At 43.7% G+C, this 16181-nt stretch carries 14 protein-coding genes; 8 read left to right on the top strand and 6 right to left on the bottom strand.

Translation table 11 applies throughout. The features are described from left to right. Positions 1–238: 238 nt before the first annotated feature. From OQJ86_RS24705 to OQJ86_RS24690, 4 genes are all read right to left on the bottom strand, one after another. Positions 239–979 carry an ADP-ribosyltransferase gene (locus OQJ86_RS24705; RefSeq protein WP_248873702.1) on the bottom strand — a complete coding sequence of 247 codons (741 nt, stop codon included), beginning with the start codon at positions 977–979 and terminating at the stop codon, positions 239–241. Positions 980–1089: 110 nt separating this feature from the next. Continuing rightward, on the bottom strand, positions 1090–1863 hold the full coding sequence (locus OQJ86_RS24700) for an ADP-ribosyltransferase (RefSeq protein WP_039974501.1): 774 nt from the start codon (positions 1861–1863) through the stop codon (positions 1090–1092). A 14-nt stretch (positions 1864–1877) separates the two neighbouring features. Then, positions 1878–2627, bottom strand: a complete 750-nt coding sequence (locus OQJ86_RS24695; RefSeq protein ID WP_045407096.1) for an ADP-ribosyltransferase — start codon at positions 2625–2627, stop codon at positions 1878–1880. A 15-nt stretch (positions 2628–2642) separates the two neighbouring features. Beyond that, positions 2643–5285 (bottom strand): hypothetical protein, encoded by a 2643-nt coding sequence (locus OQJ86_RS24690; protein ID WP_265991760.1) that lies wholly within the window; start codon positions 5283–5285, stop codon positions 2643–2645. A 924-nt stretch (positions 5286–6209) separates the two neighbouring features. On the opposite strand from OQJ86_RS24690, the gene OQJ86_RS24685 reads away from it, so the two are divergent. Next, positions 6210–6935, top strand: a complete 726-nt coding sequence (locus tag OQJ86_RS24685) for a DUF3581 domain-containing protein (protein WP_265991758.1) — start codon at positions 6210–6212, stop codon at positions 6933–6935. Between the two features lie 106 nt (positions 6936–7041). On the opposite strand, the gene OQJ86_RS24680 is transcribed toward OQJ86_RS24685, so the two are convergent. Together OQJ86_RS24680 and OQJ86_RS24675 are read right to left on the bottom strand one after the other, a co-directional pair. Beyond that, positions 7042–7503 (bottom strand): methyltransferase family protein, encoded by a 462-nt coding sequence (locus OQJ86_RS24680; protein ID WP_265991756.1) that lies wholly within the window; start codon positions 7501–7503, stop codon positions 7042–7044. Between the two features lie 92 nt (positions 7504–7595). After that, positions 7596–10631 carry an FAD-binding and (Fe-S)-binding domain-containing protein gene (locus OQJ86_RS24675; protein ID WP_265991754.1) on the bottom strand — a complete coding sequence of 1012 codons (3036 nt, stop codon included), beginning with the start codon at positions 10629–10631 and terminating at the stop codon, positions 7596–7598. Positions 10632–10890: 259 nt separating this feature from the next. Here OQJ86_RS24675 and OQJ86_RS24670 point away from each other — a divergent pair, with 259 nt between their 5' ends. The 7 genes from OQJ86_RS24670 (at position 10891) to OQJ86_RS24640 (ending at position 16062) form a co-directional block, all read left to right on the top strand. Next, positions 10891–11574 (top strand): DUF3334 family protein, encoded by a 684-nt coding sequence (locus OQJ86_RS24670; RefSeq protein WP_265991752.1) that lies wholly within the window; start codon positions 10891–10893, stop codon positions 11572–11574. Positions 11575–11716: 142 nt separating this feature from the next. Beyond that, on the top strand, positions 11717–12412 hold the full coding sequence (locus OQJ86_RS24665; RefSeq protein ID WP_038868669.1) for a DUF2786 domain-containing protein: 696 nt from the start codon (positions 11717–11719) through the stop codon (positions 12410–12412). A gap of 165 nt (positions 12413–12577) precedes the next feature. Further along, positions 12578–13237 carry an OmpA family protein gene (locus tag OQJ86_RS24660; protein WP_373408317.1) on the top strand — a complete coding sequence of 220 codons (660 nt, stop codon included), beginning with the start codon at positions 12578–12580 and terminating at the stop codon, positions 13235–13237. A gap of 76 nt (positions 13238–13313) precedes the next feature. Continuing rightward, the gene (locus OQJ86_RS24655; RefSeq protein WP_265991749.1) at positions 13314–14294 is read left to right on the top strand and encodes a J domain-containing protein; all 981 of its coding nucleotides are present in this window, start codon (positions 13314–13316) and stop codon (positions 14292–14294) included. A 178-nt stretch (positions 14295–14472) separates the two neighbouring features. Then, on the top strand, positions 14473–14658 hold the full coding sequence (locus OQJ86_RS24650) for a hypothetical protein (protein WP_265991747.1): 186 nt from the start codon (positions 14473–14475) through the stop codon (positions 14656–14658). A gap of 265 nt (positions 14659–14923) precedes the next feature. Next, a complete protein-coding gene (locus OQJ86_RS24645) occupies positions 14924–15211 on the top strand; it encodes a hypothetical protein (RefSeq protein WP_038868673.1) in 288 nt (95 codons plus the stop codon). A 458-nt stretch (positions 15212–15669) separates the two neighbouring features. Next, positions 15670–16062: a SulA-like leucine-rich domain-containing protein gene (locus OQJ86_RS24640; protein ID WP_265991744.1), complete on the top strand. Its 393-nt coding sequence runs from the start codon at positions 15670–15672 to the stop codon at positions 16060–16062. The last annotated feature ends 119 nt before the right edge of the window (positions 16063–16181 follow it).

The raw sequence follows: 16181 nt of genomic DNA, 5'->3' as shown, positions 1-16181 counted from the left end.
CAGAGAAGCCATCACTCAACATCACCAATGCTGAAAAGTCTGGGCTGATGGCGATGGCTTAAACCGATCTCAGGTTATTTAAGCTTTGTGTATCAGACACACCATCGATAAAGCACAATGAATAGGTAGCAGGACTGAATGCAGCCAAAGCGATGAAACTGGGTATTAACTTTGAATTCATTAGTAATATGTTCTTTATATGGTTAAAGAGTAAAATGGACCGTTCATAAATATGACTTTAAAAAGCGCACACTTCAGCGGCTGTGATTTCTTCGCCGCTATGCATATCTTTTATTTTCTTATTACCTATTGAGTTAGGATTTATTTCTCGGTAAACAACGTGAGTTCCCATATAACTCGTTTTAATAGCTGTCACTTCAAAGTAAGAGTTTCTATTAATAAGAACCTCCAGCTCCCCATCAATAACATTTGGTATTACAATACCGCTTTTACCCTGTCGCAATTCAAATCTTGCAAGCTGGCCAGAATGAAAGTTATAGGCAGCATCTTTTGATATAGACGTTGAAACATAAGCGCTAGGACTAACAATATCTCCAACTTGTATGTCTGACATATAAGCCCCAAGTTCACGTTCTCCTCTAAAGGTAACGCCTTGATACTTTGCACCGCTTTCAAACGCTGAATCAATATGATCAATGATATTCAGGGTTTCATCATCAAAAACGCCTGAGATAAAACTTTCTCGTGTCGATGCAAAAGCATAGTCTTGATACTCGGCAAGTGCAGCGACCTCTTCTTCTGAAAGAACATCTTTTTGAACATCAGCTTGTTCGTATAATTCTGTTCTTAGTCTGTTAAATTCTCCATAATCATCAATGCCAGGCTCAGACATAACTTCCATGATCTGTTCTATATCTGAATTACTGTAATATTTATCATTGTACTTCAAGCCCGCAATTGCATGAGAACACAAACTAGCGTGAACTAATAAGCCGAATATTACTTTTCTAGATTTCACTTTTATTTACCAATTGACGAAATAAATCTCCCAGAAAAATAACTGGGAGAATGTTAATAAATTATTTTAAACAATACCTCTCATACAACAGGCATGAGAGGTAACTACCATCAAAGACAATACAATGCTGACCGAGATCTAAGTGACACTTCTTCTCCACTAAAGCTATCGTAAATGTGTATATCTGGTTCAGCCTTTAGATATTTTGCTGGATTCTTGATCTCTCTTATTTTTATGTAGTTTTTTCTCGATGAAAGCCTCTCTATGGCTTCTACACGAAAATAAGTATTGGGCTTTGCTAAAATTTCTGCTTCATAAGGTTTAAAGGTATAAGCATTAATAGCCCGCCCAGACGACTTCAGTTCAATTTTAAACTGAGCCGCAGACACTCCCTCATATGCTCCAGAAGCGGAAAAGTTTCTGGCGACACTTGGAATGGTAGAAGTCGATAGAAAGGCTTTTTCATGTAAGATGTCGCCAACATTAAGCTTTTCCAGAAGGCTATTCTTAATGGATGAGCCCCGATAAACCGTGCCTTTATAGTTTGGCAGCTTGTTCATCACACTTCGCATATGAGAAACACGGCTTTTAAGCGCCTCTCCATATCCCTGCATCAAGAACTCTTTGGGTTCGCCAGCTCGCATGTACTCATTCACAACATCATGGTCTACACGACCGTAACGTTTAATTGCTGAGTACTCTTCCGGAATCATCTTCCGCTCTGCCTTTGCGTGATTCTCGACAGACCAGTCCATTAGGTCATCTGCCATCTGCTCTTGTTGAACTGGTGACAAATCCCGTCCTTTAAACTCTACAAAATCTTCTGCCTTCACCAAATGGTGGATCGAAAAAGTCAGTAAAAAGACTAAAATCATTTTTTTCATATTAAGCTCCCTGTTCAACTGCAGACTAGAGTACGCCAGTAGGAATGGCTTATCTCTTCACCTGAATAGAGGTTATATGTTGTTCCCGTCGTCGCTTCATGTGACGAAACGGTCTCTAGCGCCACCATCGCAGAACCTCGATTCAATTCGATATTTGTCACTCTGTAGTAAGTGTTTGGTGGTAACAACACCTCAGCTTCTCCACCAAATTCAGACAAGCCACCAAGTGCGCGACCACTGTTTTTTACTTGAACTTCATACAGCACACGCTGTAAAGATTGGGGCGAGTTAGGCCGAACCACGGCAAAACGCTTCGCGATTTCTGGAATGGTGCTACTGGATGTAAATGCAGGTTCCACGACCACATCTCCCACTTGGAGTTTGTTCAAAAGAGACTGCTTTGCCCACGCACCACGGTAGGTTACACCCTTGTAGTGAGGCAGTTTTTTCATGGCACTACGAACCTGCTTAATAAACTTCCTCGCACTTTTTCCCGCACTCCCCCAAGTGGAGGTATCCGGAGCTCTTAAGTAGTCATTCGCAAGCTGATAGCCAGAAACGGAAAAATCTTCCAAGGCTTCGACTTCATTCGCCGTCATCAATTTATATCGCCAACCACTGGAAGCTTTCGCCCAATCAGAAAACTGTGACGCCAATTCATCGACTTGTACTTGGCTACGTAAAGGGGCTTTCAATACCTCAAAAGGCGCAGCCTGAGCGACGAAGCTAAAACAGAGAATACAAAGTGAAATAATCCTCAACATAGTCTGTTCCTCCCATTACCAATATCTAGGATTATTTGGGCTTAAATCACAGGAGATATTTAGCTCATTCTGCTTGATGACTCCGAATCGAATCGCACTAAACAGCTCTAGCTGTTGGCGAGTAACACTGTCAAACCAATCAGAAAACGGCGTTAACCAATACATTGATTCATCACCGGAGACCTTAAACAAGGCGTCTCTCAGTTGCGGGTACATGATCATGCAAGTTCTGCCCGGTAGGTTAGTGAAGTTATTATTAACTTGAACCAGCAGGTCGAGCTTTCTACCCAATTCAGAGTCAGCGTTAAACAAATCATCGATCGATGCATGTAAACGCACGTCATAACTCATGTCTTCGCCACTGTTCGCTGGGTGGTAATACGCAGAGTCACTGTCGTCGATGTTGTAATAAACGTCCAACGTCATATAGCGCAGTAGATGTGCAGGTAGTGGCTCAGATAGGAGTGCGGTCGTCCCTACTTCTCCTGATGCGTAGTGACCTGTAGAAATATTCTGCGCATGGATAATGCCAATGTATCTCTGGAAGTCGCCAAGCTGTGCAGCAAGCCATTCCTCACCATTACTGTCAGCCACACTCATTGCTTCTAAAATACGATTTTTTACCACGCTTTTCGCTAGCGGCAATGCTGCAGCAAGATTGCTGGTATTCAAGTTGGACGCCCTTAGCGCTGACGCAATTAAAGGAGCATGTTTATCGAGATCAAAGCTTCCCGGATATAGGTAACTATAAAAACCGTTAACATGTGTTGCCTGCCATTCACTCTCTAGTGCCGAGCTAATAAAACCCTCCAGTTTTGCCAAGCGCTTTGAATGCACGTAATACCCTGAGTCTTTGTTCCTTTCATGCCAATCAGCAATGTGGTGCAATGACGATTCGCGAGATAGGTTTTCTTTTGCTAGGTAGCTAGGAGACCAAGCGGCACAAGCATTACCACCGCCACACTCGGCTTCCAGTGCCGCACTAGAATCAAACATCCAACGCATCACTCGCGCTTTGTCGGCTCCTGCAGTTCTGATGATGCGTTGCTTATCGGAAAAGCTTAGGATCTGCTGTTCAAGCCAAGCCTCTTCATGTTGAGAGCTCCAACCTTCGTTGATCAGTTCATCCATAGATTGTGCAAAGACACGCTTGATCGCATCGCGATTTGGCATCACCATCTGCGAAATTACTTCATCTTTTGCAGAGTCATAATGCTCTTTCTCGGCAGGAATCCACGTGTACTCAGTACACCCTCTGAAGTTTGGGTCCCCCCCAAGTATCCCAATTCGAGTACACTTCTCGTACCCTTCTTGAATAACAAAGTACTTTTGACGACGTTCAGTCGCCGTGGCTGGACGCCCAAAAATACTGCGAGACATTTCATCTATCGCTAAATAATCCGCTTGGTCTTTAAAATAGCGATGGGCTTTCGCAACCGCTTCTGAATCAAACAAGCGATCGATGGCATTCATGCCTTCTGCATACATTTCTTCTTTTAACTTGGCTCTTAGCACATCAAGCTGGGAGTTCGCGGTCTCAACGATTTTGATCTTTGAATTGAGAACTTGTCGGTAAAGTTGATGCAGTGATTGACGCTCTAAGCCTTCCACTTCCCCATTTCTAAGTTCATCAAGCACCGCCACTGCCAAGTCCAGATGGTCTTGTTGGCAATGCTGCACGCGCGCTAGTGCTCGATTAGCTTCTCGCTTCGATGGCACATACATTGGACGGTTGTTGTTTTCTTCCTGCTCTGGGTACAAAGCCAGCAACGCATCAATCTCTGTGCGGCAAGTTGAAGCAAGATCAGAGGCAAACAGTTTGGCATTCGCGCCTTCTAACGCGAGCATATTAAAAATGGCTTTCTGAACTTCGCTCTCGACAGAGTTAATCAACGTCTCTGCTAACACGGCTTGCGCTTTTAACGCTTCTTGATAATGCTGCTGATATTTAAGCGCTACATCAGAGGCATAACCCTTCGCCAGCGCTTCAAGCATGCGCTTTTGACCGGATGCAAGATCCGCCCAATGCTGCTTATCTTTTTTGTCTTGTTGAGTGACGATATCGTCGTGAACGGTAAAGCTATAATGATCGCCCGCGGCAACTCGATTCCAACGAGCCGTTAGGATCTTACGATCAATTTCTCGCTCAGGTAGCTTGAGAACGCCAAACCAATCAATCAAGCTCATCACCGTAGCAAAGCGGTCGTAGGACGTTTTCGTTTCATCTTCAAAGGTTTGAGCCACATCATTTGCCCACAATCCCACTGCAATTGTATCGCCTACTGGTCCTAACGCTTCTAGCGCACCCTTGGCAAAACCTGTCGTCGAATGCCCGATTGTCGCAAGCAAACTCGCCGCTTCTTCGGATTCAAGAACGGCAACATTAGCAGGACCGACCTCAAGTAGAGATGCAGTTTCTGGGAAAACTTCATCTGCCTCAACAAGCGAAGGTCGCGCGTCTGCGTGGTGTTCTGGCGCAGATAAAAACAAATCTTGTGGCGTTAGGTCTTCACTGAAGTTTCGGTAATTTGACTTACGTATATCGTGGAAGCTCTCACGATCCAGTACGTTGTATTCATCACCAATATTACAAACTTCAAAAGCACTAACACAGGGGGAAGCAATGGCACACGCCAATACCAATTTTCGTAACTTCATATAATTATCCTTGGTTTGAGAAGTTATTCGCTTCTTGCAGGAAGCAGCAAGCCTCCGATTACTTATTCGCAACCGGAAATTGAACGTTTTTAATTAAGATGCTCTCGTGGGCAAACGCTGAGAGCAGAGAGACTTAGGATTAAGTCTTTGGATGATGCCGAGGGATCATTGATTTCATAGACAGCCAAACTTTTGTTGTTGTGTTTTATTACCTCCTGCGTACAAGACAGTCTGTTAGGAAAGAGGCTATCAAGGTTGCAAGGGCGCTATTTTTTATTGTTTTTATAAAATTTCGCAAAACATTAAACCAGTAGCCCAGTTGCGGCAATGCACCTTATCTCAACTTGTTGTAAGTGATTCGCCACTTAAGGTAATGATAAGTAAGACATTAAAATTAACAAGGACAAACAATGGGAACGCTCCCAATACGGATAATAATAACAATATAGATTACTGTTTCTGTTTGATTATCTTTAGGTCAGGTTAGGCAGAGATTGTTAGTTACAAAAGAACCAATAGTGTCTTTTTGGACAAAAGAGGATGTAGATAGTGCAAAACGCCAAATAATAATACGCCAATATTATTCGGCATAACTATTATTAAGACGCTGTTTTATAACAATTTAATATTTCAATTACTCATTAATTACAATGATAAATAGTCAATATCTCACAAAATGAAGAGAAGTAAGCCATTGCACCAACTATATTTAGCATCAAACGATACATTTGAACTATGATTTATTGATAAAAGCGCCTATTTTCCTAGGTATTTCCAAGCCAACGATGAACGAGTGGACTGTGGCTTTATTCACCCCCCTTGTCGTCTCATTGTTAAGATGCTGTGAACTTTCCACTGGATGGACCATTGGCAGGAAGATATTCGCCTATAATCCCTGACAGTTTCGGTTACTACGTAAAAATTATGTTTCTAACACCTTATTTTTCAAACAATAATCACCAATTCCAATTTACTCGCGAGCAAGCAAGTCACTTTGCCAAGCGCGTAGCTGGTGATTACAATCCTATTCATGATGAAGACAACAAACGCTTTTGTGTTCCAGGAGACCTGCTTTTTGCAGTGTTACTGAGCAAAGAAGGTGTGAGCCAAAAAATGCGTTTCGATTTCTCAGGAATGGTAAGCGATGGCGTTGCACTTCACATTGAAAATAAGTGTGAAAAAGAAAGTGCGGTCGTCAATGAAGCAGGCAAAGAGTACCTACACATGTCTCGCGAAGGTGAAACCAACCGCGATGCTGCATTTATTGAACACGTAGTAACAAACTACGTTCAGTTCTCTGGCATGAACTTCCCACACATTATGGTTCCTCTTATGGAAGAGAAACAAATGATGATCAACTGCCAGCGCCCTCTAGTTATCTACGAGAGCATGGAAGTAGAATTTAACCGTCTCGATCTGACTCACCCGGAAGTCGATTTTACTGGCGCGACTTTTGATGTCGAAGGTAAACGCGGTGTGGTAACGCTAAACTTTGCATTCAAACAAGACGGCGAAGTGGTAGGCAAAGGGATCAAGCGAATGGTGGCAAGTGGCCTTAAGCCATACGACCAAGATGCGGTAGACGATTTGGTTCAACGCTTCAACGAGCGTAAGGGCGCCTTTCTAGCAAAGTTCGCTAAGGCAGCTTAGTTCTTAACAGACAAAGTCTCTGCCGACCAATTTCAAAACCAAATTTATAAGAAAGCCCAGCGACTTTGCTGGGCTTTCTTTTTATCTGCGGTTTGTTTTACTGTCATCAAATCCAGCGACGTACTTGATTCTTATAATCTAAATAGTCTTCACCAAACAATCGCTCTAATGCTCGCTCCTCAGGCTTAATTTGAAAGCGATTCATGTAAGCAACAAACAATACGCCACATAAGATAACACTGAGATGTTGCCACCATAGTCCAATCGCAATGATGACAAGCAATAGCGCTACGTACATTGGATTACGTGTGTAAGCGAACACACCAGTATCCACCACCAACGAAGCAGTTTCTGGTTTGACTGGGTTAACGGTCGTCTTAGCTTTTCGAAACTCGTAAACACCAGCAATACCAACAACCCCCGCGATCAAAATTAGCCCAGCGGTAACAAACTCAACAAACGGCACAGTAATTTTCATTTCTGGCATGGCTTCTTTCAGCCAGTACATCAGAAACACCATCAGCAAAAACAAAGCGACAGGAGGCACTTTAAGCTCAAGCTTTTTCAATTTTCATATCCTTATGAAAGCGTCTGCGTGTCAAAAATGAACGCGAGTTATAAGTGATAAAAAGCCCAGTAAAACTGGGCTTACGAAGCTATTTATACCAAGGTTAGCAAAGCTTGAACCGGATGCTTAGGTTTTACCCCTTCAAAGCGTTTGACTTGGCTTCGGCATGAGTAGCCAGTGATGAGACATCTTTCATTGTCTAACTTATCTAGATTAGGCTTCCAACTCAGGTCAAAGATATCCCGCGACATGGTTAGCTTATCCACTTCATGACCAAATGTACCCGCCATACCACAACACCCGACGGGTACTGTATTTAGTATCGCCCCAAAGTGAGCGAAAATAGCCCCCCACTCCTTCTCAGCATTTGGCATTTTGGTTTTCTCGGTACAATGCGCGAATAAGTACCAAGGTGCTTGCTCTTTCAACTCTAATGTCTGGAATTCGCTTAATCTTGGGTGGAGCCATTCATGAGCGGTCAACACATCAAAATCACCACGTTTACTGCCCAATACCTCGGCATATTCGTCTCGATAACAAAGTACCAACGCAGGATCGACACCAACCATAGGGATATCCAAATCCGCAACCATTTCTAAGAACTTTGCAGTATCTTGTGCGGTGCTCTTGAATTGGCGTAAGAAACCCTTAATGTGCTGTGCTTTGCCATTTGGTTTAAACGGTAACAACACAGGATTCATACCGAGCTTTCTGACGAGCTTGACGAAGTCTTCCACTACTTCAGCATCGTAATAGCTGGTAAAAGGGTCTTGTACAATCAGTACATGCTTTTGCTTGTCTTCAGAAGGTAAACCACTCAACGCTTGCAGATCGTAAGCTGTAGTTAACGTCTCTATTCGCTCTTTCAAGGTCGGTACAGACAGCAGCGGTGCATCAACATATCCGACTGTCGACGCAGTCAAACTTTGCACCCAAGATTGCTTAAGCACACCATTTACTACACTCGGCGCTTTGGCCATCAATGGCAGCATGGATTCAATGTTCGATACCAAATAGTCTTTAACTGGACGTTGGTAACGTGAGTGATAAATATTAAGAAAGCGAGAACGGAAGCTCGGTACGTCAACTTTAATTGGACATTGGCTAGCACACGCTTTACACGCTAAACAGCCGTTCATGGCTTCATACACTTCATGAGAGAAGTCGTACTCGTGACGACGATTAATCGAATGGCGGACTCGGTCGATCATGGTTTTGATGGACGTTTTGTTTTCCAGAGTTTGTTTTTCTAGATCGAGAATATCGATGCCTTGCTCTGTTAGTTGGCGTAGCCATTCACGAACTAAACCCGCACGCCCTTTTGGCGAATGACGACGGTCTGCAGTGACTTTCATTGAAGGACACATAGGCGAGCTGGTGTCGTAGTTAAAACACAAGCCGTTACCGTTACACTCCATCGCTTGCTTGAAGCTATCACGTACCTGAACATCAATCTGGCGATCGAAGTAACCACGTTTGGTATCGGTGACTTTGACAAGCTCTGCATCGCTATTTAGCGGCGTACAGATTTTGCCTGGGTTCATTTTGTTATGAGGGTCGAACGCGGCTTTAACACGGCGCAATTCAGTAAAGAGTTCTTCACCAAAGAACTCAGGGCCATACTCAGAGCGGAAACCTTTACCGTGCTCGCCCCACATTAAACCTCCGAATTTTGCCACCAACTTAACGACTTCATCTGAGATTTCATGCATCAAAGCTTCTTGGTGAGGATCGCACAGATCCAATGCAGGTCGAACATGGAGAACACCAGCATCTACGTGGCCAAACATGCCGTAGTTAAGTGATTTTGCGTCTAGCAACTCGCGAAACTCAACGATAAAGTCCGCTAAGTTTTCTGGCGGAACACAAGTGTCCTCAGCAAACGCGACTGGTTTCGCACGCCCTTTCGCAGCACCCAATAGACCCACGGCTTTTTTACGCATGTTGTAGATACGACCGATACTCGCCACATCACTGCATACTTGGTAGCCAATGATGCCCGCTTCTTCCGTTTCTAGCATGCTATCGAGCTTGGCCGTTAGAAACGCGACTTGAGAAGCAACCTCTTCTTCATCCTGACCAGCGTACTCAACCATATTAATGCCAAGCATCTCTTTATCAGGTACGTCAGTAATCAAATCACTGACGGTGTGCCAAACAATGTCTTGCTTCGCCAAGTTCAGAACTTTTGAATCCACGGTCTCAACGGACAACGCTTTTGCTTCCACCATAAATGGCGCATTACGTAGAGCCGAATCAAAACTGTTGTATTTGACATTAACCAGAGTTCGCGCTTTAGGAATGCGGGTTAGGTTGAGCTTCGCTTCGGTGATGAACGCCAATGAGCCCTCAGCGCCACACAAAACACGAGTGATATCGAAGCTGTTTGCCTCTTCATCAAATGCGTTTTTAAGGTCATAGCCGGTTAAGAAGCGGTTTAGCGGAGGAAACTTGTCGTTAATTTGCTGGCGTTTGTCACGACACACAGATTCCGTTACACGCATTGCCGTGTCAGCAAATTCGCCTTCAGTCGGCAAACCGTGAGAAAGGTCAGACTCTAAGATTGAACCATCGGCAAAAACAGCTTGAAGAGAAAGAACGTGATCAGACGTTTTACCGTATTTTAGCGAGCCTTGACCGGAAGCATCGGTATTGATCATACCGCCAATCGTTGCCCGATTACTGGTCGATAAATCTGGGGAGAAGAAATAACCATAAGGACGAACGGCATCGTTCAATTGGTCTTTGACGACACCCGTTTGAACGCGAACCCATCCCTCTTGCTCATTCACTTCTAAGACTTTGTTCATGTGGCGAGACAAATCAACCACAATGCCTTTGGTTAACGACTGACCGTTAGTGCCAGTGCCGCCACCACGAGGAGAGAACGTAATACGCTCATGTTCCTCTTTGTTGCTCAATTTACCGATGAGCGAGACATCTTGGGTGGTTTTGGGGTGAACAACGGCCTGAGGAAGTTGCTGATAGACACTGTTATCAGTGGCTACTGCGAGACGACTAGAGTACTGGCTTTCAATATCGCCAGTAAACCCGGAGTGCTCGAGTTCTTTGAGAAAACTCAGAACGAGAGGATCGACATCCGTTTGCGAGTGTAATCTTGGTAACATTTGCTTCCTGCCCCTACTGCGCTGATCCAATCAGCTGCGGGTTATCTAATTTTTAGTCATCCACGCATTTTCGACCCGCAGCCATAAAACTGAGACCGAGACGAGGATGAAGTTGTTTTCTTTGAATTACGTCACTTTACAACATTTAAAAAGGCGTTCAAATCAGAATCTCTATACAAGATTTAAACTTATGCTTTATTTTTTAAGGCTTGATGCCTTACATTGAAGGGGAAATAGCCTTTCAATATGAGCTTTCAGGATGAAAAAAAATAAAGTTGTAACCACTGAAGATATCCTTCTAAAACTTTGCCAGTCGGTTTCTGGCGTTCTTACTTCGGCAACCTCTTCTCAAGTTAACTACTCTGCAATGGTACAAAAGATCAATAAAACCAGCCTCAAGCCGGATTTTGGTTGTTTTGTACTGTTTGATGGTGGCTTCACGGGCCTTGTAGTGATTAACTTTACCGCAAAAGCAGCACTTGAGATTTACACCAACTACATGCGCAATATGGGCATGCCAGAAGACGAACTGGCGATCTCACACACATCAGATGAAGTCGGTGATGTACTGGGTGAACTGATGAATCAACTAGTGGGTGATTTCACGAACAAGATTCGTAAAGAGCTACAAACCAATATTACGCAGAACCAACCAAAAATGCTGTCGCTCAATAAGCAAGTGATTCTGCAAGTTGATACCAACCTCGATCGACCTCAAGCACGCCGCGTGACCTTCTCAACAGCGAATAACAACATCTTCTACCTTGAGCTTGCGATGGACAAAACTGAATTTATCCAACTCGAAGAGTTTGAAGTGGCAGAAGATGAAAGCCCAGATGATATTTTAGAAGCCACTCGCAAAAGTATGGAAGACAAGAAAGCATCGGAAGCAGCCAGTTCCAAAAGCGATGCCGATGACCTACTCGACCAACTCGGTTTGTAATTCTACTTCCCACCAAAGCCCCTGTCATTAAAGGGGCTTTGTTTTTCTCGCTGCCTTTCTCCTACTCCCGTTATTCCGTTTTTGACTGAAAAAAGGTAATATATCCGACTTCCTAAATTTCCGTTCTCGTTATTGGTCGTCGATGGATAAACAAAAAGCTCTGAAAAAAATCGCCAAGTGCTTAGAACTGGGCAACTCCGCCAACGTAAATGAGGCTGCAAATGCTATCAAGATGGCGCACCGCCTTATGCTTAAGTATGGCTTGGATAAAGATGATATTGAGTTTATCAAAATGGGTAAAACTCAATCTTCGCATCTGCTGCCAGCAAACATCAGTTCAACGCTGTTGCGCGTGATTCGTGGTATCAATACCAAATTTGGTGTTGAAGCCGTCTTGTTGAATCACAAAGGGCTTAAACGCGTCGAATTTATCGGAGAGGCTGACCGCGCTATTTTCGCGGCCTTTGCGTTCGATATTATCTACCGTGAAATGAACGAGAGCACCGGACAATTCCGCAATAGTTTTGCCGGTTCTGGGACCTCTTCAATGGAAGTAACGCGCCGCGTAAACTCATTTGTTTCTGGCTGGGTTGAAGGTGCGTTGGAAAAACTGCCTGTTATCTCTCCAGATGAAGAGTCAGCCAATAAAATCAATAATTACATTGATAAAGAATTTAAAAACATCGATCGCGAAACGTTCAAGCAACAGCTCAGAGAAGCGATGAAAAACCTAACTGCAGATTACGAAGTTGGGTTAAAAAAAGGTCGTAAGGTTTCCGTCAACCGTGGCGTTGGTGGTGAACAAGCGAGAAAGATGTTAGACAATCCGTCTAAATAATTGCACAAACGGTTATAACATCAGCAACTATAAGAAAAAGCTTACAAAGCTTCTATCAATCTGACGTTCGCATAACAAATATCAATACCTACTCATTCATAATTCGCATCCCATTATGAGGCGCAATTGCGCCTCAGCTTATACGGAGATTTTCCCTTGAAAAAGATGTCTATTGCACTTGCGCTAGTGCTAGCTCTTACTGGCTGTCAAGCAACTCAACGCCAAAACGCAACCACAGGTGAATACGAGACTAACTCGACCACACAAGGTGCACTGATCGGTGCTATCGCTGGTGCGGCTATCGGTTTGGCAACAGGTGATGACGCAAAAGAACGTCGTAAACACGCTCTAATTGGTGCGGCTGCTGGCGGTGCTACTGGCGCAGGTGTTGGCTACTACTTCGATCAACAAGAAGCAGAGCTACGTCGCGCACTATTGAATTCAGGTGTACAAGTAGAACGTGTTGGTGAAAACCAGCTGCTACTTCGCATGGAAAACGGTATTGGTTTCTCTTCAAGTTCTTACCAACTGGACGCAAGCATCCACAACACACTACGTGGCGTTGCTCGTATCCTCGTTGAATACCCGGATACAAGCCTCGTGATCGACGGTTACACAGACAGCACTGGTAGTGACTCTTACAACCAAACACTGTCTGAGCGTCGCGCAGAATCGGTACGTCAGTTCCTAGTATCACAAAACGTAGCACCAGGTCGTGCAATTGCACGTGGCTACGGCGAGCGAAACCCAATTTGCTCTAACCAAACTTCTGAAGGTCGTGCTTGCAACCGCCGTGTTGAAATCCAGATCTTGCCACTGAAGTAATTTGGTTGCACCATATCGGTAATAACAATGATTACCGGAGCAGGTCTAGCGTCGTTCGCTAGACCTGACATACCCAATGTCTTTCAGAACCACAGCCCTCACCTTTGCTTTAAGTGCCTGCCTTACGAGCACTGCATTTGCTTCTCAGAACCCGACACAACCTGAAGCCCAATTCGAGCTTGCGCAGCAACTGGCTTTGAAACCCAATCCAGAATCACCTACTGACGCACGTTATTGGCTAGAGCAAGCGGCACATCAAGATTACTTAACTGCTCAAAAACAATTAGCAGAAGATTACGCTCGTGGTTTAACTGGCAACACGGATTTCACCCAAGCGATTTATTGGTTCACTTCTGTTGCGTTAAACGATCCTACCGACCGTGGCTTTTTGTTGGCTGATTTTGTCCAGCACCATCAAGCAGAAGTATCGAATTCCGATCTCGTCGAAGCTTGGTATCAATTGTCTGCACTTAAAAACCCTCAGGCAGAAGAAGCCTATAACCAGTTTTTGGAAGATCGCTTCAATCAACTCAGAGCCAAACAAGTTTCTGAAATTGTAGAGTTGGATAAGCAAGCCATTGACGAAGAACAGAAAGAGACCATTGAAATTCAACAAGCAAAGAGAGCTGAAAACTTCAACGTTTGGTATGCCTCTGGCGCTCTGGGCTTTGCTCTACTTCTTGGTGGCGGTGCATTCGGTTACCGCAGGCACACACAAAAGGCCAAAGCCACTGCAGCAAATGAAGTGTCACGCTCTCTGCAATTAGAGACACAAGTGAAAGAACTTCAATTTGCCAATAAACAACTTAAGCGCCAACTCGAAAAAGTATTTAAAGAGTTTAAGAAGATAAAAGGTCAATCTGAGAACCAAAAACTTCTCGTCGCTTGTGCGATGTTTGGCTATACCCCGCAAACTATTCCAGACAGTAAAGCAGTGAAGTTGCGCTACAGACAATTATCTAAACTCTATCACCCTGATTCTAGAGGCTCGGAAGAAGAGATGAAGCGTTTAAATCAGGCGTTTAAAACCATTTCACAAAATGTTACAAAAGAGTAAAAATAAGCCACGCACCTTTATCTTACGAGCCTTTCAACCTCACAAATCAAGGCTCGCAATCGATCTCCCTCTCAAACAAATTAACAGACATTTAACCTGGCTATCTTTTGTATGCCATAATGTTGGGCGAAAAATAACACCTAGCGACTCAAAATTTATGTAGGTGGGGAGAAAATCAATGTTCACTGAAGAAAGCACCTGTGACTGGTGTAAAAAACCTAGCTTTGTAACTCGTCATGATTATGTCGACGGCAAGTACCATAGCTCATGCAAATCCTGTTACGACATCGCAAAAATAGATGTTCGCCTGTTTAACCAAGGCGAAATGCAAATGCGCGAACGCATGACACAACGAGCAAGCTAACAAGAGCAAATCAACGGAACTGATTTTCAAGAGCGCCTTTTTGTAAGGCGCTTTTTTGATCCCACTTCAATACTTATTTCATCGCGGTTTTCTAGAAGGAATTCATATTCCCTATCCCTCTGGTGCTTCTCAGCCTATTAATTAACCAATTAAAAACGATGTCACTTATTTCATAGTGAACACGATTGTTTTCCTAGTTACCGGGTCAAACCCTCGATTTATCTGGAGTATAGTTTTGTCGCTCAAACAAAAAACAGGTGACCATATGTACACAGATGAAGCGGAAGCAATTATTGCTAGCCAGCCTCCTGAAGCCGTTGCAACTGGCGAGTTGATGGTTTTGAAAAATACAATTAAAAGAAAAGTCTCTGGCCCTAACAGAAGCCGATTATTGCGATTAGCAAACTCCGAACTTGGCAGTTTATGCTCCCGCGCCAATTCAGGTAACATCGAACAAATTCGCACTATGTTTCAAACTATGGTTCAGCTTGTAAGGGCTGGCAGCATCGGCCTATTTGAAACAGAAATCGCACGTGCAAAAACCGAATTCTAACCATTATTAAACATCGATCCTTGTATTTTCAGGCTGCGTAATCGCAGCCTGCTTTTTATCATTGTCTGTAAAAGCAAAGCGCTTTCTTGAACGTTCTGCCTCTGCCTTTCTTGTTTTCTCTTCCTTTCTTCTCCCTCAAAAGCACTAACACTACTGTGTGCCATCACGAAAAAGCACCGTATAAACCAGTTAAAACCACTGTGTAGCTAAGCCGAAATTACGGTATATACAGTAGTAACCACCTGTATATACAGCTCCGGAATGCAGGTGACCTCACATTTCACCATGTTTATCAAACATATCAAAAACCGAACTTTATATCTTAGTTTCAGTAACTTAGACAAAAACCAACTCATAAGTAAGGGAAAGTTTTTCAACTCAATTCATAAAAATCGGTTGATCAGGCATCAAAAACAAACTACTGTATAGACATACAGCATGTATAAAGGAACAGTAAGATGCAGTTACAAACTCAATCTCATACATACTCTCGCTACAACGTATTGGCACAAGCAACACAACCTATGGATGTGTCGGACCAACTTCTTTCTAAGTTGGCAGTCTTGTCTCAACAACAGCAATGGGTTCTGTTTACCGCCGAGTGCCCTCGTCCTGATTTTGAGCAACTTGCTGCTTCCCACATTCGCTGTCAAAACATCATTCAGATGAAGCCGTCTCAACAGCTCTCTGAAGTGGAGATTGTGATTAAAGCTATTCAGTCTGGTAACGCTAGCGCTGTCGTCGCATCGAACAAGATTGCGTTAATGAATCAATCAATGCTTCGCGATATTGCTCAACGTTATCAGTGTGAAGTCTTTTTCGTCGAAGGCAGAGTGAACAAGTACCACTAACAAGATCGACGTTATCCATCCTGCATCTCGCCTCCTTTTAAGGCTGTCTCTTATACACAAATCCCCAAGCTTGTAGTTTGGGGATTTTTTTTGAACTCTTTCACGTGTGTGCGATCTGA

It is taken from the genome of Vibrio sp. Sgm 5 (genome assembly GCF_026241575.1).
GTDB classification, from domain to species: domain Bacteria; phylum Pseudomonadota; class Gammaproteobacteria; order Enterobacterales; family Vibrionaceae; genus Vibrio; species Vibrio jasicida.
This window is presented reverse-complemented; position numbering and strand designations above follow the sequence as displayed.